The sequence below is a fragment of the Chromobacterium sphagni genome (genome assembly GCF_001855555.1).
GTDB lineage: Bacteria > Pseudomonadota > Gammaproteobacteria > Burkholderiales > Chromobacteriaceae > Chromobacterium > Chromobacterium sphagni.
This window is the reverse complement of the sequence record NZ_MKCT01000021.1, coordinates 40847-64499: the sequence shown is the minus strand read 5'-3', so window position 1 is coordinate 64499 and position 23653 is coordinate 40847. Positions and strand designations below refer to the sequence as shown.

Here is a 23653-nt window from a genome sequence, read left to right as displayed (position 1 = left end):
TCACATGTCGGTAGTCCGCGCGAATTTAGGCGATGCGGTCTTTCAACTGCTTGCTGGCGACAAAAGCCACTTTGCGCTTGGCGGCGATCTGGATGGTTTCGCCGGTTTTCGGATTGCGGCCGGTGCGGGCTGCGCTTTCCTTAACTTTGAACTTGCCGGCAACGATGCTTAGCTCGCCGTTGCCGGCCAGGGTGTCCAGCAGTACTTCGTCGAAAGCGCCCAATACACGCAGTACATCGGCTTTGTTGAGGCCGGACTTGTCGGAGAGGAGGGCAATCAGTTCGGCTTTTGTCATGGTGTGCGTCTTTCGCGAGGAGTAAAACCTCATTTTCTGCGATTTTGCAGCGCTGATAAAGGTGAAAAAGCATAATTCGCTTATAAATGCCTATTCAATGCGCGTGACCGTGGTGGCTCCGCCGCAGATTGCCGCTTTACGGGCCGGAATTATCCCATATGGCTGTGATTAATACCGGATTTCTTCTGGCGATGGCCGTCGAGGCCGGGCGCGCCGGTTTGCCGGCGTTGGAGCTTCGCGATCGGGCTGATGGCCGGCATGCGGCAGAATTGGACTGACCCGGCTCCTGTAGGCATTCCTATTTTATGATGGTTGCCACGTCATGGCATGAAACAAGCCTTGTATAACGGGGCTTTGTGGATTTTCTGACACGCTGTGACATGTGCGAATTTGTTTACTGAGTAGAGGCTTCAAAGCCTTACCAGTAAAGGATGTTGCTACTCGCGTTTTTCCTATGGCTACACCCATGGGTACACGCCAAAACGGAGTGCTCGGGTTTGCCACCTACTTGGTGCCCGCCTCTGGGGTCGAGTGCCCCTTGCACCTCAACTTCGCAAAGCTGCAATGACACCTGGCCCGGCAGCTATAACTGAGGTGTCTTTCATGGGAGAGGCGCTATGTGGCTTGAGATATCGAGATCCCCAAGTGCCGAGCCTGGGCTTTGGCAGGTGGAGCTGTCGCTAGAGCCGTCCGAAATGAAGTCGATCCAGGGGCGTGCGCCTGTCCGGTTTGAATTGCCGGTTCTGCCTGGGCAAGTGTTTGTACTCGACCCGTCTTTTCAGAGTCTTGCCGATCCATTCATGACGGGGCGGATTGTACACGGGGTGTGGCGCGCCCTGATTAGGACGGTTGGCGTTGAGCCTGAGAGCATGTCCCATGCTCGCCGTGTCTTGGCTCAGCATATCAACGCGGGGATTCTGCGCCGCACAAGGGGCCGTGAAGCGACCCCGGACTGACAATGCTAGTCCGTGAAGAAAATAACTGCCGCCTTAGCGCCCGCGCGTACTGCTCTGAGAAGACCAGACGCCCAACGTCTAGCAGCGGCCTGGACGGCGATGGGTTGTAGCGGTTGGAGTTGGGTCAACTCCACATGTCGGTCAGCTTGGCCATGTTGTGCCCCTCAAATACTGAGTAGGCCCTTCGGTGCCGCTGCGGGGCTCTGTTTGGTCTGTCCCACTCTCCATGGACAGAGGGTTAAGCACTAAGCTCTGAGCGGCGGCGTTCGAACTCAACCGGGGTCAGGTACCCCAGGGTCGAATGACGTCGTTGGTGATTGTAAAAACGGATGTAATCAAACACATCTGTACGCGCCTCCTCGTAGCTCCGGTAGTGGGTCAGATAAACACGTTCCGACTTCAGTGAACGGAAGAAGCTCTCCATCGCTGCATTATCCCAGCAGTTCCCGGCGCGGGAGTGGCTCGGTACCATCCCATGCCGCTTCAGCAGCGCCTGGTAGTCAAAGGCACAGTACTGACTCCCGCGGTCCGAATGCAGAATTACCTCTCCTGAAGGCTGGCGACGCGCCACTGCCATCGTCAGGGCAGCATGCACCAACTCTTGCTGCATTCGATGATGCATTGCCCAGCCCACTATCGTCCGGGAGTACAAGTCGAGTACCACCGCCAAGTACAGCCACCCTTCATCAGTCCGAATGTAGGTCATGTCCGACACCCAACGCTGATTGATGTCGCCACCAGCAGCAAATTGTCGCTGCAGCAGATTGGGCGCCACGGGTAGAAGGTGTGGACCACCACTGACGGATCGCCAACGTTTACGAGTTCTAACCCTGATACCGTTTCGCCGCATCAAGTCCGCGATGCGATGCCGCCCGCAGGCGAAGCCCTGTGCAAGAAGTTCGGCATGAATACGCCGATGGCCATAAATACCCTTGACCTCGGCATGCACCAGCCGGATTTCACGTAGTAGTTGTCGGTTCGCCATCTCTCGCGCCGAAGGGGGGCGGTGTAGCCAAGCATAGTAGCCACTGCGGGACACACGAAACAGTTGGCACATCGGGGCTACCGGGTAGCGGCCTGACAGAGCCTGAATCGCGCGGAATTTCACTTCGTGGGTTGCGAGAAGATGGCGAGCGCCTTTTTTAGGACATCGCGCTCCATGGTAACGCGGGCCAGTTCATCCCGCAGTCGCTTGAGCTCGGCGGCTTCACCGGTCTGTTTGCCTCGGCCGGGGAAGGCATCGGGTCCTGCGTCTTGGAGTTGACGCTTCCACTTGCCCAGCAGTGACTCGGTAATGTCGAAGGCTTGGGCAACATGCCGTAACGGGGTGCCGGCAAGTACCTGCTCAACCGCTTCGCGCTTGAGGGCCTCCGGGAAAGTACGTCTGGTCTTGGTCATGAACACTGCTCCTTGGTGGGGATTATTCACCTTAAGTTAGTGTCCACGGGGGCCGGGACAGACCAACTCGCCCTGTCCAGGATTTATGCAACAGCGCCGTGTCAGGCCGTTTTCTTCCGGCCCTTGGTAATCGGCGTCACGTTGTAGGCCTCGCCCTTGTCCAGGGCATCGAGCAGCCCGGCCCACTTGTTCAGGGCGTCGCGGCGCTCATTGAAATAGTCGTGCCGGTTGTAGATGCCCTCCACCCCGCCAATCTTGTGATTCAGGCAGCGCTCGGCAACAACGGGATCTATTCCCAGTTCAGCCAGGTGAGTGCGGGCCGTGCGGCGTAGATCGTGGATGGTGAAGTCCGCCACGTCCGGCATGTGTGGCTTGACCTTGCCCAGGGCGGTGCCGATGGTGCCTTCGTGGATGTGCGGCACCATGCGGTGTTGCATCTTGCGGGCCGGCAACACCCAGGCGCTGGGGCCGGCCAAGTCAAACAGCTGCTGCAGCCATTCCACGGCCAGGACGGGCAGGGGGATGTCGATAGGCTTGCCGGTCTTGCTGCGCTCGCCTGGCAGGTGCCAGACGCTGGCCGGCAAGTCGAACTCTTCTTTGCGCGCGGCGCACAGCTCCATCTTGCGGACGCACAGCAGCAACAGCAGGCGGATGGAGAGGTCGTTCTCCACGCTGAAGCCGCGGGCCAGCTTCATGGCCTGGAACAGCTTGGCCAGCTCGTCGCGGCTCAAGGCGCGGTCGCGCGACTCTTCCTTGCCGCCGGCGTCGCCCAGGTCGAAGGCGCTGGCCGGGTTGATCTCGATGATGTGGCGCTTGATGGCGTAGTCGAACATGCGGCGGGTCCAGCGCAGCACGTCGTTGGCGATGGTGGGCGCGCCGCGCTTGACGATGGATTGGAGCATGTCGTCGATGTGGCGGGGCTTGATGTCCTTCACCTTCATCTTGCCCAGCATGGGGCCGATGTCCTTGTCGATCCGGCGCCGCACGATGTCCGGGTGCTTCCAGCGGCCCAGAATCATCCGCTCGTAGTACTCGTTGGCCAGAACCAGCATGGTGATGGCGTTCTTCTCTTCCTCGATCTTGGCCAGCGCCGCGGCCTTGCGTTCCTGCTTCTCGCCGGCCACGTCGTAGCCCAGCGCCACGCGGGCGGCCATTTCACGAGCGGCTTCCCGTGCTTTGGCCAGGGACAGTTCCGAGTAGGTGCCCAAGACGATGACGCGTGGTTTCCCTGCGAACTTGTAGCGATAGCGCCAGACCGGCACGCCGTAGTTCTCGCGGAATATCAGATAGAGGCCATCTCCATCTGCACGGCCTTCAAAACGTTCGTCTGCTTTGATCCAGGCCCGGATTTGCATGTCGGTCAGCTTGCCCAATGTCCACACCTCGAATACTGAGTAGACCCCTCAAGTCCGCGCCGCTGCTGGATCAGGAAAATTCTGAACAGCGAATAGCGGCGTGTACTCCTAACTTCTATGCAAAATGTCAGGGTGTACACCCAGGGGTACACGGAAAGTATGCGCTTTGTTGACACTCCATGACACAACTTGCAATGAATAAAGCCCCGACTGGCGGGGCTTTTGTGGTTTCGATGACACGCCGTGGCGCGTCGTGAAAGCTTACTCGATGTTTTGAATTTGCTCGCGCATTTGTTCGATCAGAACTTTCAGCTCCACCGAGGCCTGGGTGGTGTCGGTGGATACCGATTTGGAGCCTAGGGTGTTGGCTTCGCGGTTCAGTTCCTGCATCAGGAAGTCCAGCCGCTTGCCGGACTGGCCACCGGATTTCAGGATGCGGCGCACTTCGGTCAGGTGGGTGGTGAGGCGCGACAGTTCCTCGTCCACGTCTATCTTCTGTGCGAACAGCGCGAACTCCTGCTTCAGCCGGTCTTCATCCACGCTGCCCAGCGCCTCTTGCAGGCGGCCGGACAGCTTGGCCATGTAGTTTTCCAGGATCTGAGGCAGCTTGGGCTTGATCGCGGCGACGATGGCTTCCATCGACTCGATGCGCTCGATCAGCACGGCCTTCAGCTTTTCGCCTTCGCGGCCGCGGGAGGCGTTGAAGTCGGCCAGCGCGGTTTGCAGCGCGTCCAGGCACAGCTGCTGCAGCACCTCGGGCGCCAACTCGTTGCTGCGCAGCACGCCGGGCCAGCGCATCAGCTCGCCTACCGACAGGCCCTTGCTGTCGCCGGTTTGCCGCTGGATCTCGCCGGATACTTCCAGCAGGCGGGTAAGGAAGGCCTGGTTCAGCTCAAGGGTGGGGGCGGCGCTGTCCACCTGGTTGAGGCCGACGCGGCATTCCAGTTTGCCGCGGGTGACGCGGGCGGCTATCTGCTCGCGCAATTGCGGTTCGATGATGCGCAGCTCCTCCGGCAGGCGCATCTGCACGTCAAGGTAACGGTGATTGACTGCGCGAACTTCAAGGCTCAACATGCCGCCAGGGAATTCCCGGGTAGCGGCGGCAAAGCCGGTCATGCTTAGTATCATGCGGGGCTCCTGATATCTGTCCAAATTGCAAATGCCGGGCCCGAATTGCTTTGCTAAGCTCAATTCAGGGCCAGTGGACACTATAACAACTGCCATCCGATGACTCAATCCAGCAAGCAAACCGCGCTATCGGCGGGTTACAGGCTCGCCGAGTACACAATCGTGCGCCAACTGTCGGTTGGCGGCTTCAGTGTTGTCTATCTGGCGTTGGATGATGGCGATCACAAGTTCGCCATCAAGGAGTATTTGCCGCGCAACCTGGCCGAGCGCAACCACGATGGCGAGGTGACGGTGCCGCATGAGATGGACCGGGATGCCTTCAATCTGGGCCTGAAATGCTTTTTCGAGGAGGGCCGGGTGTTGTCCGGCATTGCCCACCCCACCGTGGTGAGGGTGAGCAATTTCTTCCGCGCCAACCAGACAGTGTACATGGTGATGGAGTATGCCGACGGCCGCTCGCTGGGGCGCGAGCTGGAGCTGGCGGGCGGCAAGATGGAGGAGAGGCTGATCCGCAAATGGTTTGCCGCGCTGCTCTCCGGTCTGCGCGAGGTGCACAGCCAGCGCCTGCTGCACCTGGACATCAAGCCGGCCAACATCTACCTGCGGCGCAACGGCGTGCCGCTGCTGCTGGATTTCGGCGCGGCCCGCCAGACCCTGTTGCGGCGCGACAAGGATTTCGCCGCCATGTACACGCCGGGTTTCGCGGCGCCGGAGCAATACGAGAAAGATCAGCCGCTGGGGCCGTGGACCGACATTTACGCGATCGGCGCCTGCCTGTATGTCTGCATGGGCGGGCAGACGCCGCAGAATGCCAGGGAGAGGCGGGAGCAGGATTTGCTGGTGCCGGCCGGCAAGCTGTTCCGCCATCTTTACTCGCGCGAATTGACCGAGCTGTGCGACCGCTGTCTGGCGCTGGAACCGGAGGCGCGGCCAACGACGGTGATGGAAGTGCAGAAGCGGCTGCTGGAAACCGAATACAGCAGCCCCGAGCCGCAATCGGCAGAGGGCAACCGGCTGGTTGGCTGGATCAAGGGTCTGGCTGGCGGCCGCCATCGAGAGGGGACGGAATGAAATTGTCGATCTTCCAGGAAAGCAGGGTGGGCGGCCGCAGCTATAACCAGGACAGGTTGACGGTGGCTCATTCGAGCGAGGCGGTGATGCTGGTGGTGGCCGATGGCATGGGCGGTCATATGCGCGGCGAAGTGGCGGCGCAGATTACGGTGGATCTGCTCAGCGAGCTGTTCTACCAGCAGGCCACTCCGGTGCTCAGCCATCCCAACCGCTTTCTGGTCAACGTCATCAGTTCGGTGCACCAGGTAATCCTGGAATATGCCACCGATCACCGGCTGCCGGATGTGCCCAGCACCACGGTGGTGGTGGCCATCATCCAGCAGGGCTATCTGTACTGGTGCCATGTTGGCGATTCGCGCCTGTATCTGCTGGACCAGAAGGGCTTGCGTTTGCGCTCGCGCGACCATTCTCAGGTGCAGCGGCTGATAGACCAGGGCCTGTTGAACGAGGAGGCGGCCAAGACCCACCCGGAGCGCAACAAGATCTACAACTGCCTGGGCGCCTCCAGCGACCCGGAAATCGATATCGGCGATCGGCAGGAGGTCGGGCCGGGCTGTTCCATCGTGCTGTGCACCGATGGCTTGTGGTCGCAGGTGCAGGACGACGAGATGGAGAAGGTGTTTGCCGGCCGCCACGTCAACCAGGTGCTGCCGGCGCTGATCAATGTGGCCGAGCGCCGCGCCGGGGCCGGCGGCGACAATCTGTCGGCGGTGGCGGTCACGCTGCTGGACGACGGGGTGGAACTGGGCGAGCGCGGCGATGCGCTGGACACCGAGAAGACGCCGCCGCAGAAGGGCGGGCGCTTGATCCTGGAGTCCAATCTGGAGACCATGCACCAGGAAATCCTGGCCAGCCAGGTGAGCAAGGGCAGCTGAGGCCGGCGCCGTCGCGGCGGGCTGGTATAATCGCCGCCATTCCCACATTTTCCCCAAGGCCATCATGCGACCTTCCCAACGTAATCCCGACGCGATGCGCGTCGTGCGTCTGACCCGTGGCTACACCAAGCATGCCGAAGGCTCGGTGCTGGTGGAGTTTGGCGACACCAAGGTGATCTGCACCGCCAGCGTGGAGGAGACGGTTCCGTCCTTCCTCAAGGGCAAGGGCCAGGGCTGGGTGACGGCGGAATACGGCATGTTGCCGCGCTCGACCGGTAGCCGCATGCGCCGCGAGTCGGCGGCCGGCAAGCAGTCCGGCCGCACCCAGGAAATCCAGCGCCTGATCGGCCGCTCGCTGCGCGCGGTGATAGATCTGGCCAAGCTGGGAGAGCGCCAGATCGTCATCGACTGCGACGTGATCCAGGCCGATGGCGGCACCCGCACCGCCAGCATCACCGGCGCTTACGTGGCGCTGGCCGACGCCATCGCAGGCCTGATCCGCGCCGGCAAGCTGGACGCCAGCCCGCTGCGCGACCAGGTGGCGGCGATTTCCGTCGGCATTTATCAGGGCCAGCCGGTGCTGGATCTGGATTATCCGGAAGATTCCGCCTGCGAAACCGACATGAACGTGGTGATGACCGGCAGCGGCCGTTTTGTCGAGGTGCAGGGCACCGCCGAGGGCGAGCCGTTCAGCGAAGAGGAGATGCTGGCGATGCTGGCGCTGGCGCGCAAGGGCATAGGTGAGCTGTTGCAGCTGCAGCGCCAGGCGCTGGCGGGCTGACGCCGCCTGCTCGACGCATGAAACAAAGCCGCCCATCGGGCGGCTTTTTCATTTCCTGGCAGGTTTGCCGGACTTGGCGATGAAGGCCTGCAAGGCCTGGCGGAACATGGGCGCGGACACGCTCATATTGTCTTCCTGCTTGCGGCGCGCCGCCGGCGGCGCCGAACTTTGCACCGCGACGATGGTGGCTTGGCCCTTGGCGTCGATGATGAAGATCGGCGAGCCGCTATTGCCTTCCAGCGTGTCGCAGCGGTGGGTCAGGCGGCCGTCGTCGCGCAGCTTGGTGGCTTTGCAAGCGTGGTGCACGCGCAGGTGGCGCTGGTCGTCCACCGGGTAGCCGCCCTGGGTGACGGTCCAGTTCTGCCGGGCCAGCAACTGGCCCAGTTGCGCGCGGTCGCCGGAGAATACGGGAATGGTGCCCTGACGGTTGCCCAGCGGCGTGGCCAGCCGGACGAAGGCGAAGTCGCGCGGCGCGATGCGCGGCGGGATGTACAGTCCGTCGCGCTTATGGATCAGTCCTTTCAGGAAGGCCTTGTCCACCTGGACTTCCTTGACCCGGCTGAGCGCCTGGTATTCATTGCCCCACAGTCCAACGGTGAAGCTGACGGCGGGGTCGAAGCGGCCTTTTTCATCGACGAAGCAGTGGCCGGCGGTCAGCACCACGTCGGGCGCCACCAGGGTGCCGGTGCAGATGGTCTGGGAGCGGGTTTCCAGCTGGCCGACGGTCTGCCACGGCATGTGGTCGGGGCGTTCCAGCACCCGGTCGTCCTTGCCGAAGAACAGGATGCGGTGTTCCTTGCTGAGGGGGGCTGCATGGGCGAGGGTGGACAGCAGGGCAAGACAGAGGGCAATGCGTGGCAGCTTCATCGGATGGCACCTGGCAATGAAAACGGGGCGCATAGCGCCCCGTGCAATACAATGCCGCAGCTAGTAAGCCGCGGCGTCCGCGCCTGAATTACTTGGCGGCGGAAGCAGCGGCTTTCTTGCCAGCGTGCTTTTTAGCTTTCTTGGCCGGAGCGGAAGCGTCTTTCTTGGCTGCTTGGGCTTTCTGAGCAGCGGAAGCTTCTTTCTTGGCTACGTGCTTTTTAGCGTGCTTGTGGGCAGCTTTTTTAGCCGGAGCGGAAGCGTCGGCCTTGGCGGCTTGGGCTTTTTGAGCAGCGGAAGCTTCTTTCTTCGCAGCGTGCTTTTTAGCGTGGTGCTTGTGAGCCTTCTTGGCTACCGGAGCGGAAGCGTCGGCCTTGGCGGCTTGAGCTTTCTGAGCGGAAGCTTCTTTCTTGGCTACGTGCTTCTTGGCTTTTTTAGCCTTCGGAGCGGAAGCGTCGGCCTTGGCGGCTTGAGCTTTCTGAGCAGCGGAAGCTTCTTTCTTGGCAGCGTGCTTTTTAGCGTGGTGCTTGTGAGCCTTCTTGGCTACCGGAGCGGAAGCGTCGGCCTTGGCGGCTTGGGCTTTCTGAGCGGAAGCTTCTTTCTTGGCTGCGTGCTTCTTGGCTTTTTTAGCCTTCGGAGCGGAAGCGTCGGCCTTGGCGGCTTGAGCTTTCTGAGCAGCGGAAGCTTCTTTCTTCACGGCGTGCTTTTTAGCGGCGTGCTTGTGAGCCTTCTTGGCTTTCGGAGCGGAAGCGTCGGCCTTGGCGGCTTGGGCTTTTTGAGCAGCGGAAGCGTCTTTCTTGGCTACGTGCTTTTTAGCGTGCTTTTTGGCAGCTTTTTTAGCCGGAGCGGAAGCGTCGGCCTTGGCGGCTTGAGCTTTTTGAGCAGCGGAAGCTACTTTTTTCTTTTCAACTTTTTTGGCCTTGTGGATGGCCGGAGCGGAAGCAGCAGCTTTTTCAGCGGCGAAACCGTTGGCGGATACCAGGCTGAAAGCAGCGGTCAGGGCGAGCAGAGCCAGCTTTTTCATTTACGAAACTCCTAAGTTTCTTTCGATTGGGGTGAAACGGACCCGTAAAAGTCCTAATTCAGGCCGTGATGCTATCGGTGGCAAGGGGGGAGCGTCTAGGGGAGGCATGTATCTCAATGTTACAAAATGTACATCAGGCTGTTGGCCAACGCAGCAGGAAGCGCGCGCCGCCCATTGGCGAGCTCTCCACTTTGACGCTGCCGCCGTGGGCGCGGGCAATGCCGGCGACGATGGCCAGGCCCAGCCCGTGGCCGCCGGTCTTGCGGCCGCGGCTCTCGTCCAGCCGCACGAAGGGGTCGAATACCCGATCGCGGTCTTCCTCCGGAATGCCGGGGCCGTCGTCGTCGACGATGATGCAGTAGTCCTGCTTGTCGATCAGGATATGGGTGGCGACGATGGAGTTGGCGTGGCGGCGGGCGTTGGATAGCAGATTGTCCAGCGCGCGGGTGATCAGGTGCTCGTCGGCTATGATTTCCAGCGCTCCGCCCACCGGTTCTATCCAGTGGATTTCTTGCGCCAGCGCAGCCTGGCCGGCGATGCGGTCCAGCGCCCACGGTATCGCGTTGAAGCTGGCCAGCCTGAGCGGCGCTTCGGGTCGGTCCAGCTTGGCGTGGAACAGCAGCTCTTCCACCAGTTTGTCGATGGCGGTGAGGTCGCGCTCTATCGCCTGGCGCTCCGGCGACTCCTCATCGCCGTCCAGCAGCGCCATTCGGTAGCGCAGGCGCGCCAGCGGCGTGCGCAGCTCGTGCGCCACGGCATTGGTCAGCGTCTTCTTGCTGTTGAGCAGGATGGAGATGTTGTCCGCCATGTGGTTGAAGGCTACGCCCAGATGGTGGACGCCGGAGTGCGGCGGCAGGTTGACGCGGGCGCTGAGGTCGCCGTTGGCCAGCCGGCCTGCGCCGCGCTCCAGCGCCACTAGGTCGCGCCAGTGCGGCCGCATCCACAGGAACACCGGTATGGCCAGCGACAGGCCCAGCAGGCCCAGCAGCGCATAGTCGAACCACTTCAGCCGGTGAAGGAAGAACAGGTAGCGTAGCGGGCCGGCCACCAGCAGGTAGTTGCTGTCCTGCAGCTTCTGCAGGAACAGGTACTTGTCCTCCAGCATCACGATCTCGCCGCGGTCCAGCGCCTGGCGCGATTCGTCGTCCAGGATGTAGTTGCTCATCTTTTCCACTTTGACGCGGAAAGTGAAGCCGTAGTCGGCGTTGGCCAGCGTCTCGCTCCAGCGGTCCTCCGGCACGCCGCGCAGATCGGCCTCGATCAGCGACAGCGTGGTGCGCAGCAGGTCGGCCAGATAGCGTTCGCCGACGTCGTCCACCGCCTGCTTGTAGACCACGCCCACCATGATCACCGCCACCAGGAAACAGGACATCAGCAGCAGGTAGAACTGGATGAAAAGACGGCGCATCCGCGCTTACTCCCAGCCGGACAGCGAGAACAGATAGCCGCGGTTGCGCACGGTCTTGATGCGGAACGGTTCACTGGGGTTGTCGCCCAGCTTTTTGCGCAGCCGCGAGATCGCCACGTCTATGCTGCGGTCCAGGCCGTCGTAGCTGACGCCGCGCATTTCCTTCAGCAGCACGTCGCGGTTCAGCGTCTCGCCGGCGTGGCTGGCCAAGAGCCACAGCAGGTCGAAATCGGAGGTCGACAGGGGAATCTTTTCGCCTTCCAGCACCACGTCGCGGCTGACCGGGTCTATCGACAACTGGCCGAACACCGCCTTGCGCGAAGCCTTGGAGGCCTGCTGGGCGTCCGCCGCCGGCTGCGCCGGGCGCAGATTGCGCAGCTGGGCCCGCAGCCGCGCCACCAGCACCGACGGCGGGGTGGTCTTCAGGATGTAATCGTTGGCGCCCAGCTCCAGCCCCAGGATCTGGTTCATGTCGCTGTCCAGCGAGGTCAGCATGATGATGGGGCCGTCGAACTTGGGCCGTAGCTCGCGGCAGATCGACAGGCCGTCCTTGCCGGGCAGCATGATGTCCAGCAGCACCATGTCCGGCGCCTCGCGGGCGATGGTGTCCAGCGCGGCGTCGCCGCGCGGCTCCACCACCACTTCCATTTCATGGCGCGACAGGAAGTCGCTGATCAGTTCCGCCAGATCGGCGTCGTCTTCTACAAATACGATGCGGTGGGTCATGCGTGGGTCCATGCGATTGATTACCGGTTTGCCGGCAAGTATCTCGCGCCCAAGGCCGCGGCTCAAGTGCGGCGGCCCACGCTGTGGATCGGCAAGCGGCTTAGCCTGGGGCGCGGCCGGGCAGGAACAGCGGATTGAAGCCGATGCGCGCGAAGCCGGCTTCGCCGGCCAGCAGGTCCAGCGCCAGGCTGGCCAAGTCGTCGGCGCCGGCCTCCGCGCCGGCGTCCAATAGCTGCGATATCTGCTTGAGCGCGCCATGGCACTCGCCGCAGGCCTCCACTTCCCGCGCGCCGCGCGCCTGGTGCGGCTGCTGATGGTCGGGTTCGGCGGGGGCGCGGTCCTGCGCCGCCAACGAGTAGTAGAGGAGGTCGCGGCTGTTGCCGCAGGACAGACAGCGCACCCGGCCCACCGGCCAGGCGTGGCTGCACATCGAACAGACCACGTAGCGCTGGGCGTGGCCGCTGTCGCCGCGCTGCAGCAGCGAGGCCAGCGGCAGGCCGCCGCAGCATGGGCAACGCGCGCCCTGGCTTTGCGGCGCGGGCAGCGGCCGCTGGCGGATGCTGCGGGTGGCCTGCGCCTGCAGCGCGGCGCCCAGCAGCGGCAGCGCGGCGAACAAGGGGCCGTCCGCCGGATAATCGCCATTGAGCAGATTCTCCGCCAGCCGGCTGAGCGCGACGGTTTCCAGCGCCAGCACCGCGGTCAGCGCGGACTGCACCGGCGCTGGCAGCTGCAGGCCAAGCGACTGGGACAGCCGCAGCATGGCCGAATGCGGATCTAGCCGGGAGGCGTCGTGCAGCGCCTGTTGCTGATGGCAGACCGCGGCGCACAGCCGCAGGAAGTCGGCCATGGCGTGGCCTTCCGCCAGTTGCCGCAGGCGGTCGGCGCGGCGGGAGAAGATGTCGGCGGCGGGCCGCAGGATGTCCGGGTGGAGCAGGGGAGCGTGGTCGGCCTGGATTTCCGCCGCCGGCAGCATCGGTTGGCTGTGGTTCATGTGGTGGATGGGCGGAAGAAGGATTTCATTTGCGGCCCATCATCTGCTTGTACCAGCCGGGATGGTGTTTTTTCGCCCAGGCATGGGTGACCATGCCCTCCACCATTGCGCGTATGGTGCCCTTCACCCACAGCGCGGCGTAGATGTGGACGATGATGCTGGCGATCAGCAAGGTGGCGGCGCAGGCGTGCAGCAGCAGCGCGATCCGGATCAGCGGGATGGGGAAATAGCCGGCGAAATAGGGCCGCCAGGCGATGACGCCGGTGATCAGCATGGTGGCCACGCACAGCGTCATGATCCAGAACATTGCCTTCTGGCCGGCGTTGTACTTGCCGGTTTCGCCCACCTCGCGGCCCTTGAGCACGCTTTTCACCGCCCGCAGCCATTTGAGGTCCTCGCCGTTGAACAGGTTGTGGCGCCAGTAGCGGAAGAATTGGCGGAAAAAGCCCAGGAACATCAGCACCCCGACGAAGGGATGGATCATCCGCGCCAGCTGCGGCGTGCCGAACACGCCGGTCAGCCAGAAGAAGCCCGGATAGAACAAGCCCAGGCCGGAGAGGGTCAGCAGGATGAAGCAGGCGGCGACTATCCAGTGATTGATGCGCTCGGCGACATTGTAGCGTTGAATCAGCTGTTCTTTCATGACTTATCCTCCGGATGATCTTCTTCTTCATCGGCGCGGTTGGGGCCGACGCTGAGGTAGTGCAGGAAGCCGAACAGGCCGGCGGCGGCGATGCCCAGGGTGGCCAGCGGCTTGAGCCAGCCCTTCCACAGCTGCACGGTGGGGCTGATCGCCGGGTCTTTGGGCAGGCCGGAATACTGTTCCGGTTTGTCGGCGTGGTGCAGCACGTACATCACGTGGGTGCCGCCGACGCCTTGCGGGTCGTACAGGCCGGCATTGTGGTAGCCGCGCTGCCTGAGGTCGACGATCCTCTCCTCGGCCACTTCCTTCATGTCTTCCTTGGAGCCGAACTGGATGGCGCCGGTGGGACAGGTCTTGACGCAGGCCGGCTCCAGGCCGACGGCGACGCGGTCGGAGCACAGCGTGCACTTGTAGGCTTTGTTGTCTTCCTTGCTGATGCGTGGAATGTCGAACGGACAGCCGGCGATGCAATAGCCGCAGCCTATGCAGTTTTCCTGGTGGAAATCGACGATGCCGTTGCTGTACTGCACGATGGCGCCGGGCGACGGGCAGGCCTTCAGGCAGCCGGGGTCGGCGCAGTGCATGCAGCCGTCCTTGCGGATCAGCCACTCCAGCTTGCCGTTGCTTTCCTCCTCGGCGAAGCGCATCACCGTCCACGCCTTGGCGGACAGGTCGACGGGATTGTCGTAGACGCCGACGTTGTGGCCCACCTCCTCGCGGATGTCGTTCCACTCGGAACAGGCCACCTGGCAGGCCTTGCAGCCTATGCAGGTCGTCACGTCGATCAGCTTGGCCACTTCCAGGGTCTGCCGCGCCTTGGGGCTCTCGGTGGGGCTGGCGGAGCGGCGGTGGATGTCCAGCGATTGCAATGGCATGGCCGTGGCTCCTTACAGTTTTTCCAGTTTGACCAGGAAGGCTTTGTATTCGGGCGTCTGGGTGTTGCAGTCGCCCACCGCCGGCGGCAGCGAGTTGGTCAGGTAGCCGGGCCGCGCTACGCCCTCCCAGCCCCAGTGCAGCGGGATGCCGATCTGGTGCACGGTCTGGCCGTTGACCTTCAGCGCCATCAGCCGCTTGGTGACCACCGCCTTGGCCTTGACGAAGCCGCGCTTGGAGCTGACTTTGACCATATCGCCCTGGACGATGCCTTTTTCGCGGGCCAGCGCCTCGCCGATCTCGACGAACTGCTCGGGCTGGGCGATGGCGTTGAGCAGCACAGACTTGGTCCAGAACTGGAAGTGCTCGGTCAGCCGGTAGGTGGTGCCGACATAGGGGTAGTCCTGGTGGGTGCCCAGCCGTTCGCGGTCGGTCTTGAAGATGCGCACCGCCGGGCTGCTCACCACCTTGGGGTGCAGCGGATTGGTGCCTATCGGGCTTTCCATCGGCTCGTAGTGTTCGGGGAAGGGGCCGTCCACCAGCTTGTCGGCCGAGAACAGCCGGCCCACCCCTTCCGGATTCATGATGAAGGGCTGCATGCCGGAGTCCGGCGCGGCGTCTATCTTGAAGTCCGGCACGTCGCCGCCCACCCACTTCTCGCCGTTCCAGCTGATCAGCTTGCGCTTCGGATCCCAGGGTTTGCCGGAGGGGTCGCAGGAGGCGCGGTTGTACAGGATGCGGCGGTTGGCCGGCCACGACCACGACCAGCCCGGCGTGTTGCCCAGGCCGGTGTCGGTGTTGTCGCGGCGCGCCATCTGGTTGCCGGCCTGGGTCCAGCAGCCGGAGAAGATCCAGCAGGCGCAGGCGGTGCGGCCGTCGTCCTGCAGCAGCGCGAAGCCGGGCAACTGCTCGCCCTTCTTCACCGCGATCTTGGCCGGATCCGCCGGGTCGGGCAGGTCGGAGAGCGCCTTGCCGTTCATCTCCATCGCCAGCTCGGCCGGGGTGGGCGAGGCCGGGTCGTGGTAGTTCCAGTTGACCTTGAGGATGGGGTCGGCCAGCTTGCCGCCTTCCTTGCGGTACAGCTCGCGCACGGCGACGAACAGCTCGCCGATGATCTCGTTGTCGCCCCTGGCTTCGCCGGGCGGTTCGGCGCCTTTCCAGTGCCACTGCAGCCAGCGCGCCGAGTTGACGATGGAGCCGTCCTCTTCGGCGAAACAGGTGGACGGCAGGCGGAACACTTCGGTCTGGATCTTGGCGGGATCGACGTCGTGGGCGTCGCCGTGGTTCTGCCAGAAGGTGGAGGTCTCGGTGGCGATCGGGTCGATGATCACCATGTATTTGAGCTTGGAGAAGGCCTCGGTCACCTTGGCGACGTCCGGGAAGCTGGCCAGCGGGTTGAAGCCCTGCACGATGAAGCCGCTGATCTTGCCCTGGTGCATCAGTTCGGCGATGTGCAGCACGTCGTACATCTTGTCCCACTTGGGCAGCCAGCCGTAGCCCCAGTCGTTGTCTTTTGTCGCGTTGTCGCCCCACATCCATTTCATCAGGCTGACGAAGAACTTGGGGGTGTTGCTCCAGTAGTTGAGCTGGCCGGCCTGCAGCGCCTTGGGGGTGGTCTTGGCCAGATAGGTGGCCAGGTCGGGGTGGTCGGCTTCGCTGGGCAGCGTCAGGTAGCCGGGCAGGCTGGTGGACAAGAGGCCCAGGTCGGACAGGCCCTGGATGTTGGAATGGCCGCGCAGCGCGTTCACGCCGCCGCCGGGCATGCCGATATTGCCCAACAGCAGCTGGATCATCGCCATGGTGCGGATGTTCTGCGAGCCGGTGGTGTGCTGGGTCCAGCCCAGCGCGTACAGGATGGTGCCGGCCTTGTCAGGTTTGGCGGTCTCGCCCAGCTGCCTGCACACTTCCAGAAAGCCGTCGGTCGGCGTGCCGCAGATATTGTTGACCGTTTCCGGCGTATAGCGGGAATAGTGCTGCTTCATCAGCTGCCACACGCTGCGCGGGTGTTGCAGCGTGGGGTCGGTTTTGGCCAGGCCGGCTTCGTCCAGCTCGTAGCTCCAGCTGGACTTGTCGTACTTGCTCTTGGCCTCGTCGTAGCCGGAGAACAGGCCTTCGTCGAAGTGGTAATCCTCGCGCACGATCAGCGCGGCGTTGGTGTAGGCCTTGACGTATTCCCACTGGATCTTGTCGTTCTTGATCAGCCAGTTGATCACGCCGCCCAGAAAGGCGATGTCGGTGCCGACGCGGATCGGCAGATACAGGTCGGAGACCGAGGCGGTGCGGTTGTAGCGCGGGTCCACCACAATCAGCTTGGTGCCGCGCGTCTTCTTGGCCTCTATCGCCCACTTGAAGCCCACCGGGTGCGCCTCGGCGGCGTTGCCGCCCATCACCAGGATGAAGTCGGCGTTCTTGATGTCCACCCAGCTGTTGGTCATCGCGCCTCGGCCGAAGGTGGACGCCAGCGCCGATACCGTGGGGCCGTGGCAGACCCGGGCCTGGGCGTCGGTGGCGACGATGCCCAGGCTGCGGATGAATTTCTGCGAGATCACGCCGGTTTCGTTGGAGCCGGCCGAGGCGGTGAGCATGGCGGTGGACAGCCAGCGGTTGATCGGCACGCCGGCGGCGTTTTTTTCCACCACGTTGGCGTCGCGGTCGTCCTTCATGTGGCGGGCGATGCGGCGTATCGCCTCATCCCAGCTGATGCGCTTCCACTCGTTGCCGCCGGCTTCGCGCACTTCCGGATATTTCAGCCGCTTGGGGCTGTGGATGAAATCGAGCAGGCCGGCGCCCTTGGGACAGAGCGAGCCGCGGCTGACCGGATGGTCCGGGTCGCCCTCGATATGGTAGATCGTTCCGCTGGCGTTCTTGGCGCCGTCGCCCAGCCCGTAAAGGATCAGGCCGCAGCCGACCGAACAATAAGTGCAGGTATTGCGGGTTTCGCGCGCGCCCATCAGCTTGAACTGGCGCACTTCGGCCAATGCCTGCTGCGGCGCGAAACCCATGGCGACCAGGCTGGAGGCGCCCAACTGCGCCGCGGTCAGCTTGAACAGCTGGCGTCGGGTGACTTCCATCGTCCATCTCCTCAAGGGTATCCGCACGCTTGGGAGGACGGATATCCAAAACTGATAGCTTTGTTGCTTTTGCTATTTTTTATGCTACTCCGATGCGGAGGCTATGACCATTTATCAAAAGTGGTTTTGTCTCGTGACGCGCGGAAGCCGGCAGCGGCGGCGATTGGCGGGGGATACTGCAGGAGGGAAAGGGGAAGCCAGCCGCTACAAGGCCGGCCGACCAGCCCGCGGGAGGCTGATCGGTCTGTCTGAGCTTATTTGTAGCAGTTTGTTGCAATTCTTACTGTTCTAATTGCGAATAAATATGAATTTATCGGCTACCCTGCCAGCCGCCGCCCAGCGCCTTGAGCAGGCTGACGCTGGCGATCAGCTGGCTGCCGCGCAGCTGCGCCTGCGTGCGCTGGGCGGTCAGCTGGTTTTGTTGGACGATGGCCAGGGTCAGCGCGTTGTCCAGGCCTTCGCGGTAGCGCAGCTTGGCGATGGCGTAGGCCTTGTCCTGGTTGCGCACCGCCTCGTCCTGCTGCCGGCGCGCGGCATCCAGGCCATGCAGCGTGCCCAGCGCGTCCTGCGCCTCCTGCACCGCCTGCAGCACGCTCTGGCGGTAGTTGGCCAGCGCGGCGCGGTAGCCGGCCTGGGCGTAGTCGACATTGGCGCGGGTGCGGCCGTTGTCGAACAGCGTCTGGGTGGCCTGCAGGCCTATGGACCAGATCAGCGCCGGTGTGGAGAACAGGTTGGCCAGGCTGGAGGATTCGCTGCCGGCGTAGGTCGGCATCAGGGTCAACTGCGGGAAATAGGCGGCGCGGGCCACGCCGATCTGGGCGTTGGCGGCGGCCATCGCCCGCTCGGCGGAGGCGATGTCCGGACGGCGCTGCAGTAGCAGGCTGGGCGCGCCGGCCGGAATCTGCGGCGCGCTGGCCGGCAGCGCGCCGGGCGCCAGGCGGAAGCCGGCGGCCGGAGTCCCGCTGAGGGTGGCCAGCAGGTCCTCGTTCTGGCGGCGCTGGTTGAGCAGCAGCTCGCGCTGGGCGCGGTTGGCGGCCACGGCGGCGGTTTGCAGCGCCTCGTCGCCGGCGGCGTCCAGCCCGTTCCGGCGGCGGATGCGGGTCAGCTCCAGCACCCGCTGCTGCGCGGCGACGATGCCGTCCAGCAGGCGTATCTCCTCGTCCTGCTGGCGCAGTTGCAGATAGACGCTGGCCAGCTGCGCTGTGAGCAGCAGCTGCACATTGGCCTGTTCGGCGGCGGCCTGTTCGGCGCTGGCGCGCGCGCTTTCGATGTCGCGACGCACCCGGCCCAGCCAGTCGATTTCATAGCTGACGCCCAGCGTGGGTTTCAGATCGTTTTGCACCACGCTGCTGTTGCTGGAGCCGTAGGCCGACAGCGGCCGGTCGGCGGAGATGCGGCTGCGCGACGCCGCGGCGCCTAGACTGACCGCCGGCAGCGCGGCGGCGCCGTGGACGCGGCTTTGCGCCTCGGCCTGGTCCAGCCTGGCCAGCGCGGTCTGCAGCGTCGGGCTGCGCGCCAGAGCGTCGGCTTCCAGCCGGTTCAGTTCGGCGTCGCCGAAGGCGCGCCACCATTCGGTCTTGGGCTGGCTGTCGGCGGGAGAGGCCGGCTGCCAGTCGCCATCGCTTTTCCATTGCGCCGGCAACTCGCTCGCCGGGCGGACGTAATCCGGGCCGACGGCGGCGCAGGCGCTGAGGCCTAGCGCGATAAGCAGGGTAAGGGCGCGCATCGCCATCATTCCCCCCTGGCGGCGGCGATGGCCACCGCCTGGCCGTTGTTGATCGAGTCCGGCGGGTTGATGATGACCTTGTCGTCGGCCTTCAGCCCGGCCTTGATCTCAACTTCGTGGCCATAGTCGATGCCGACGGCCACCGCTTGCAGCCGCACCTTGTTGCCGGCGTCCACCAGCGCGACGCGGCTGCCCTTGGCGCCGAACTGCAGGGTGTTGGTCGGCAGGGTCAGGCTGTTGCCCTTGGGCAGCTTGAAGGACACGTCCACGTATTGTCCGGGCAGCAGGCCGTGGCCGGGGTTGGCCACCGTCACTTCCACCTGCAGCGTGCGGGTGGCGGGGTCGATGGCGCCGGCGGTGCGCGCCACCTTGCCCTTGACCGGCCGGCCCGGCGCTTCCTGGCGCAGGATGTCGACCTTCTCGCCGACGCGGATGTCGCCGGCCTGCGCTTGCGGCACGTAGACATACAGATGCAGCTTGTCGATCTGCGCGGTGGCGAACAGCGCCTGCGCGCTGCCGCCGTTGCCGGCGTTGACCAGGCTGCCGGTATCGATGTTGCGGCGGGTGACGATGCCGTCGAACGGGGCGGTGACGCGGGCGAAGTCCTGCTGGTCGCGCAGCCGCTTGAATTCAGCGTCGGCCTGCTTGTAGGCGCTTTCCTTCTCGTCCAGCTCCTGCTGCGATACGGCGTCCTGGGCGCGCAGCGTCTTCCAGCGCAGCCAGGCGGTTTTGGCCAGCTCCAGGTTGGCGCGGGCTTCCTGCACCTGCTTGTCGATGTCGGGGATGTCCAGTTCGGCCAGGAGATCGCCTTTTTTCACCGGCTGGCCGATGTCCTTGTACCAGCGCTTGATGTAGCCACTGGTGCGGGCGTAGATCTGCGCCTCGGCCATGCCTTGCAGCGTGGCCGGCAGGGTGAGGCGGGCTTCGGCGTGGCCCGGGGCGGGCGTCACCACGCTGACGACCAGCGTCGCATGGCTGGCGGCGTCGCTGGCCAGCGCTTCGGTATTGGCGCGGCGCACCAGCAGCGTGCGGGCCAGGCCCGCCAGCAGCAGGATCAGGATGATCGCGGCGGCGATGCGTGTCTTGCGCACCACCGCGCTGCGGCTGGTGTGGTGCAGATGCAGTTCGGGCAGGCCCTGATGGGTGTTGCGTGGTTCAGTCATGTCAAGCGTCCTGTGCGGGAGTCCGGGCGTTGGCCGCCGCGTCTGCCGCGTGTTGTTTGCGTTTTGCCAGGTGGCGGTGGAAGCTGGCGAACACCACCGGCACGAACAGCAGCGTGGAGACAGTGGCGAACAGCAGGCCGCCGATCACGGCGCGGCCGAGCGGGGCGTTCTGCTCCGAGCCTTCGCCGATGCCGATGGCCATCGGAATCATGCCTATGATCATCGCCAGCGCCGTCATCAGCACCGGGCGCAGCCGGGTGGCGCCGGCCTCCAGCGCGGCGGACAGCGGCGGCAGGCCTTCGTGCAGCCGCTGGCGGGCGAAGGAGACCACCAGGATGCTGTTGGCGGTGGCCACCCCCATGGTCATGATGGCGCCGGTCAGCGCCGGCACGGAAAGGTCGGTGCCGGTGAGGATCAGCAGCCAGGCGATGCCGGCCAGCGCCGCCGGCAGCGCGCTGATGATGATGAAGGGGTCCAGCCAGGACTGGAAATTCACCACGATCAGCAGGTAGACCAGCACGATGGCGCCGAGGATGCCGACGCCGAGGCCGAGGTAGGACGACTGCATGGTTTCCACCTGGCCGCGCATGTGGATCTGGCTGCCCTTGGGCAGATGGACCTGCTCCTCGGCGATGATCTGCTGGATGGCGCCGGCCACCGAACCCAGATCGCGGCCGCGCGCGCTGGCGTAGAGGTCGATCGAAGGCAGGATGTTGTAGCGGGTGACGATGGCGGCTTCGCGTCCCGGCGCGGCGCTGACCAGATTGCCCAGCGTCTGCTGGCTGGCGGCGCGGCCGCCGGCCGGGTTGATCGGCAGCTGCATCAGCTGGTCCAGCGTGCTGATCTGGTATTGCGGCGTCTGCGCCTGCAGGTTGTAGACGATGCTGTTGGCCGGATTCAGCCAGAACGCCGGCTGGGTCTGCTGGCTGCCGGACAGCGGCAGCAACAGGTTCTGCGCCACGTCGAACGGCGCGATGCCCATGCCCTGCATCCGCGCCCGGTCCATGGCGAGCTGGATCGACGGCGAGTCCAGCCGCTGGTGCACATGCACGTCGGCCGCGCCCGGCACCGCCTTGATCCGCGACAGCAGCCGGCCGGCGAAGGCGGCGTTGTCGGCCTGGCTCTTGCCGACGATCTGCACGTCGATGGCGGCGGGTGAGCCGAAGTTGAGAATCTGGGTGATGATGTCGGCAGGCTGGAAGAAGAACTCCACGCCTGGGAAGCGTTTTTCCAGCACCTTGGGCAGGGCGTCGATATAGCCGCTGCTGGGCTGGTGGCCGGGTTTGAGCGAGATCAGCACCTCGTCGTCCAGCGTGCCTATGGTGCCGGAGTTGCTGTAGGACAGGTTGATGCCGCTGTACGGCAGGCCGATGTTGTCGATGATGGAGTCCAGATCGGCGGGCGGAATCACGCCGCGGATGACGGCGTCGACCTGGTCGGCCAGGACTGCGGTGTTCTCGATGCGGATGCCGGTGGGCGCGCGCACGTGCAGCTTGATCTGGCCGGTGTCCACCTCCGGAAACAGGTCGCGTCCCAGCAGCAGGTACAGGCCGCAGGAGGCCAGGCAGAAGCCCAGGAAGCCGGCGATGAAGCTCTTGCGGTGGGTCAACAGGTGGCTGAGCAAGTGCACGTACAGCTCGCGCAGCCGCTCGAAACGGGCGTTGAAGCCTTCATGCACATGGTGTATCCACCGGTCGACGCGGCCGTTGCCATGGCGGTGGCCCATCAGCAGCAGCGCCAACGTCGGCACCAGGGTCCGCGACAGCACGTAGGAGGCCAGCATGGCGAAGACCACCGCCTCGGCCATGGGCACGAACAGGTAGCGGGCGACGCCCTCCAGGAAGAACATCGGCACGAACACGATGCAGATGCACAGCGTGGAGACGAAGGCCGGAATGGCGATTTCGCCGGCGCCGTCCAGGATGGCGGTATACAGCGGCGAACCCATGTGCAGGTGGCGCTCGATGTTTTCTATCGTCACCGTGGCGTCGTCCACCAGAATGCCGACCGCCAGCGCCAGGCCCCCCAGCGTCATCACGTTGATGGTTTCGCCTATCGCGTGCAGCGCGACGATGGACGAGAAGATGGACAGCGGGATGGAGATGGCGATGATGGAGGTGGTGCGCCAGTTGCCCAGGAACAGCAGCAGCATCACCGCGGTGAGCACCGCCGCCACCAGCGCCTCGTGAATCACGCCGCTGACCGCGGTCTTGACGAAGATCGACTGGTCGGCCAGCAGGCTGATCTGGATGCTCTTGGGCAGCAGCGGCAGCAGGCTGGGCAGCTTTTCCTTCAAGTGGTTGACCACGTCCAGCGTCGAGGCGCCGCCGTTCTTGTAGATCGACATCATCAGGCCGCGCTGGCCGTTCTGCTTGACGATGTTGGTCTGCGGCGAGAAGCCGTCGCGCACGTGCGCCACCTCGCGCAGGAATACCGTGGCGCCGTTCACCGTCTTCACCGGGATGTTGTTGAGGCCGGCGATGGTGTCGGGCGAGCCGTTCAGCTCCACATTGTATTCGGTGCCGCCTATCTTGGCGGTGCCGGAGGGCAATGCCAGGTTCTGGCTGTTGACGGCGTTGACCACGTCGGCCGGCGTCAGGCCCTTGGCGGCGATGGCGCGGGTGTCCAGGTCTACCGACAGCAGGCGCACCTTGCCGCCGTAAGGATAGGTGATGGCGATGCCCGGTATCGTCACCAGCTGCGGTCGGAGAATGTTGACGGCGGTGTCGAACACGTCCTGTTCCGACATCGATTTGCTGGACAGCCCCAACTGGATCACCGGCACGCTGGAGGCGGTGTACTTGATGATCAGCGGAGCGGTCGCGCCCGGCGGCATCTGCTTCACCACCGCCTGCGATACTGCCACCACCTGCGCGATCGCGGTCTGGATGTTGACGTTGGGCTGGAAGAAGATCTTGATGATGGAAATGCCGGACAGCGACTGCGACTCGATGTGTTCGATGTCGTTGACGGTGGTGGTCAGCACCCGCTCGTGGGTCTGGGTGATTCGGTCGGCCATCTGCTGCGGCGCGAGGCCGCCGTAGCCCCAAATCACGCTGATCACCGGAATGTCGATTTCCGGCAGCACGTCCACCGGCGTGCGCATGATCGCCAGCGGGGTGGCCAGCAGGATGATGATGGCCATCACGATGAAGGTATAAGGCCGTTTAAGGGCCGTTTCGACAATCCACATGTGGACGTGTTGCCTCTTGATTACGGTGCGCGAATGAGCGGAAGCGAGGTTGGGAAAGGCGCGGAGCCGACCGACCAGGCCGCCGCCGCATGAGCGGGCCAATGGTGTGCTT

The 23653-nt window shown here is 64.1% G+C and carries 19 protein-coding genes; 3 read left to right on the top strand and 16 right to left on the bottom strand.

The features are described from left to right. Positions 1 to 25: 25 nt before the first annotated feature. From BI344_RS11590 to BI344_RS11565, 5 genes are all read right to left on the bottom strand, one after another. Positions 26 to 295, bottom strand: a complete 270-nt coding sequence (locus tag BI344_RS11590) for an HU family DNA-binding protein (protein WP_071113108.1) — start codon at positions 293 to 295, stop codon at positions 26 to 28. 1194 nt (positions 296 to 1489) lie between these two features. Beyond that, positions 1490 to 2359, bottom strand: a complete 870-nt coding sequence (locus BI344_RS11580) for an IS3 family transposase (RefSeq protein ID WP_071113106.1) — start codon at positions 2357 to 2359, stop codon at positions 1490 to 1492. Continuing rightward, positions 2356 to 2649, bottom strand: coding sequence for a transposase (locus BI344_RS11575; protein ID WP_046158739.1), 294 nt, complete (start codon positions 2647 to 2649; stop codon positions 2356 to 2358). Before BI344_RS11575 ends, BI344_RS11580 begins: the two co-directional genes overlap by 4 nt. Before the next feature lie 101 nt (positions 2650 to 2750). After that, positions 2751 to 4031, bottom strand: a complete 1281-nt coding sequence (locus BI344_RS11570; protein ID WP_241499318.1) for a tyrosine-type recombinase/integrase — start codon at positions 4029 to 4031, stop codon at positions 2751 to 2753. A 234-nt stretch (positions 4032 to 4265) separates the two neighbouring features. Then, positions 4266 to 5132: a YicC/YloC family endoribonuclease gene (locus BI344_RS11565; protein WP_071113104.1), complete on the bottom strand. Its 867-nt coding sequence runs from the start codon at positions 5130 to 5132 to the stop codon at positions 4266 to 4268. 99 nt (positions 5133 to 5231) lie between these two features. Between BI344_RS11565 and BI344_RS11560 the strand changes: the two genes are divergently transcribed. The 3 genes from BI344_RS11560 to rph all read left to right on the top strand — a co-directional run bounded on the left by BI344_RS11560 (position 5232) and on the right by rph (position 7859). Then, on the top strand, positions 5232 to 6203 hold the full coding sequence (locus tag BI344_RS11560; protein ID WP_071113103.1) for a serine/threonine protein kinase: 972 nt from the start codon (positions 5232 to 5234) through the stop codon (positions 6201 to 6203). Then, positions 6200 to 7078: a PP2C family protein-serine/threonine phosphatase gene (locus tag BI344_RS11555; protein ID WP_071113102.1), complete on the top strand. Its 879-nt coding sequence runs from the start codon at positions 6200 to 6202 to the stop codon at positions 7076 to 7078. Before BI344_RS11560 ends, BI344_RS11555 begins: the two co-directional genes overlap by 4 nt. A gap of 64 nt (positions 7079 to 7142) precedes the next feature. Then, entirely contained in the window at positions 7143 to 7859 is a 717-nt protein-coding gene (gene rph / locus BI344_RS11550; protein WP_071113101.1) for a ribonuclease PH, read from the top strand. A 48-nt stretch (positions 7860 to 7907) separates the two neighbouring features. Here the strand turns inward: rph and BI344_RS11545 are convergent, their stop codons facing one another. The 11 genes from BI344_RS11545 to BI344_RS11495 all read right to left on the bottom strand — a co-directional run bounded on the left by BI344_RS11545 (position 7908) and on the right by BI344_RS11495 (position 23541). Next, on the bottom strand, positions 7908 to 8726 hold the full coding sequence (locus BI344_RS11545; protein ID WP_071113100.1) for a trypsin-like serine peptidase: 819 nt from the start codon (positions 8724 to 8726) through the stop codon (positions 7908 to 7910). Between the two features lie 88 nt (positions 8727 to 8814). After that, positions 8815 to 9747, bottom strand: coding sequence for a hypothetical protein (locus BI344_RS11540; RefSeq protein ID WP_071113099.1), 933 nt, complete (start codon positions 9745 to 9747; stop codon positions 8815 to 8817). A 133-nt stretch (positions 9748 to 9880) separates the two neighbouring features. Then, positions 9881 to 11155: a two-component system sensor histidine kinase RstB gene (gene rstB / locus BI344_RS11535; protein WP_071113098.1), complete on the bottom strand. Its 1275-nt coding sequence runs from the start codon at positions 11153 to 11155 to the stop codon at positions 9881 to 9883. 6 nt (positions 11156 to 11161) lie between these two features. Beyond that, on the bottom strand, positions 11162 to 11881 hold the full coding sequence (rstA, locus tag BI344_RS11530; RefSeq protein WP_071113097.1) for a two-component system response regulator RstA: 720 nt from the start codon (positions 11879 to 11881) through the stop codon (positions 11162 to 11164). Between the two features lie 100 nt (positions 11882 to 11981). Then, on the bottom strand, positions 11982 to 12872 hold the full coding sequence (gene fdhE, locus BI344_RS11525) for a formate dehydrogenase accessory protein FdhE domain-containing protein (protein ID WP_071113096.1): 891 nt from the start codon (positions 12870 to 12872) through the stop codon (positions 11982 to 11984). A gap of 25 nt (positions 12873 to 12897) precedes the next feature. Continuing rightward, a complete protein-coding gene (locus BI344_RS11520; RefSeq protein ID WP_071113095.1) occupies positions 12898 to 13515 on the bottom strand; it encodes a formate dehydrogenase subunit gamma in 618 nt (205 codons plus the stop codon). After that, positions 13512 to 14390, bottom strand: a complete 879-nt coding sequence (gene fdxH / locus BI344_RS11515; protein WP_071113094.1) for a formate dehydrogenase subunit beta — start codon at positions 14388 to 14390, stop codon at positions 13512 to 13514. The genes BI344_RS11520 and fdxH overlap by 4 nt, the downstream gene beginning before the upstream one ends. A 12-nt stretch (positions 14391 to 14402) precedes the next feature. Continuing rightward, entirely contained in the window at positions 14403 to 17459 is a 3057-nt protein-coding gene (gene fdnG / locus BI344_RS11510) for a formate dehydrogenase-N subunit alpha (RefSeq protein WP_083370185.1), read from the bottom strand. 310 nt (positions 17460 to 17769) lie between these two features. After that, a complete protein-coding gene (locus tag BI344_RS11505; RefSeq protein ID WP_158021062.1) occupies positions 17770 to 19185 on the bottom strand; it encodes an efflux transporter outer membrane subunit in 1416 nt (471 codons plus the stop codon). Positions 19186 to 19190: 5 nt separating this feature from the next. Next, the gene (locus BI344_RS11500; RefSeq protein ID WP_071113092.1) at positions 19191 to 20348 is read right to left on the bottom strand and encodes an efflux RND transporter periplasmic adaptor subunit; all 1158 of its coding nucleotides are present in this window, start codon (positions 20346 to 20348) and stop codon (positions 19191 to 19193) included. 1 nt (position 20349) lies between these two features. Further along, positions 20350 to 23541, bottom strand: a complete 3192-nt coding sequence (locus BI344_RS11495) for an efflux RND transporter permease subunit (protein ID WP_071113091.1) — start codon at positions 23539 to 23541, stop codon at positions 20350 to 20352. Between the last annotated feature and the right edge of the window lie 112 nt (positions 23542 to 23653).

Bases quoted from the DNA above. Each gene is read 5' to 3' on its own strand.
- fdxH (WP_071113094.1), bottom strand. From the start codon at position 14,390: ATGCCATTGCAATCGCTGGACATCCACCGCCGCTCCGCCAGCCCCACC.
- BI344_RS11555 (WP_071113102.1), top strand. From the start codon at position 6,200: ATGAAATTGTCGATCTTCCAGGAAAGCAGGGTGGGCGGCCGCAGCTAT.
- BI344_RS11500 (WP_071113092.1), bottom strand. From the start codon at position 20,348: ATGACTGAACCACGCAACACCCATCAGGGCCTGCCCGAACTGCATCTG.
- rstA (WP_071113097.1), bottom strand. From the start codon at position 11,881: ATGACCCACCGCATCGTATTTGTAGAAGACGACGCCGATCTGGCGGAA.
- BI344_RS11540 (WP_071113099.1), bottom strand. From the start codon at position 9,747: ATGAAAAAGCTGGCTCTGCTCGCCCTGACCGCTGCTTTCAGCCTGGTA.
- BI344_RS11545 (WP_071113100.1), bottom strand. From the start codon at position 8,726: ATGAAGCTGCCACGCATTGCCCTCTGTCTTGCCCTGCTGTCCACCCTC.
- fdnG (WP_083370185.1), bottom strand. From the start codon at position 17,459: ATGGAAGTCACCCGACGCCAGCTGTTCAAGCTGACCGCGGCGCAGTTG.
- BI344_RS11505 (WP_158021062.1), bottom strand. From the start codon at position 19,185: ATGCGCGCCCTTACCCTGCTTATCGCGCTAGGCCTCAGCGCCTGCGCC.
- BI344_RS11590 (WP_071113108.1), bottom strand. From the start codon at position 295: ATGACAAAAGCCGAACTGATTGCCCTCCTCTCCGACAAGTCCGGCCTC.
- BI344_RS11520 (WP_071113095.1), bottom strand. From the start codon at position 13,515: ATGAAAGAACAGCTGATTCAACGCTACAATGTCGCCGAGCGCATCAAT.
- BI344_RS11495 (WP_071113091.1), bottom strand. From the start codon at position 23,541: ATGTGGATTGTCGAAACGGCCCTTAAACGGCCTTATACCTTCATCGTG.
- fdhE (WP_071113096.1), bottom strand. From the start codon at position 12,872: ATGAACCACAGCCAACCGATGCTGCCGGCGGCGGAAATCCAGGCCGAC.
- BI344_RS11560 (WP_071113103.1), top strand. From the start codon at position 5,232: ATGACTCAATCCAGCAAGCAAACCGCGCTATCGGCGGGTTACAGGCTC.
- rstB (WP_071113098.1), bottom strand. From the start codon at position 11,155: ATGCGCCGTCTTTTCATCCAGTTCTACCTGCTGCTGATGTCCTGTTTC.
- BI344_RS11575 (WP_046158739.1), bottom strand. From the start codon at position 2,649: ATGACCAAGACCAGACGTACTTTCCCGGAGGCCCTCAAGCGCGAAGCG.
- rph (WP_071113101.1), top strand. From the start codon at position 7,143: ATGCGACCTTCCCAACGTAATCCCGACGCGATGCGCGTCGTGCGTCTG.
- BI344_RS11565 (WP_071113104.1), bottom strand. From the start codon at position 5,132: ATGATACTAAGCATGACCGGCTTTGCCGCCGCTACCCGGGAATTCCCT.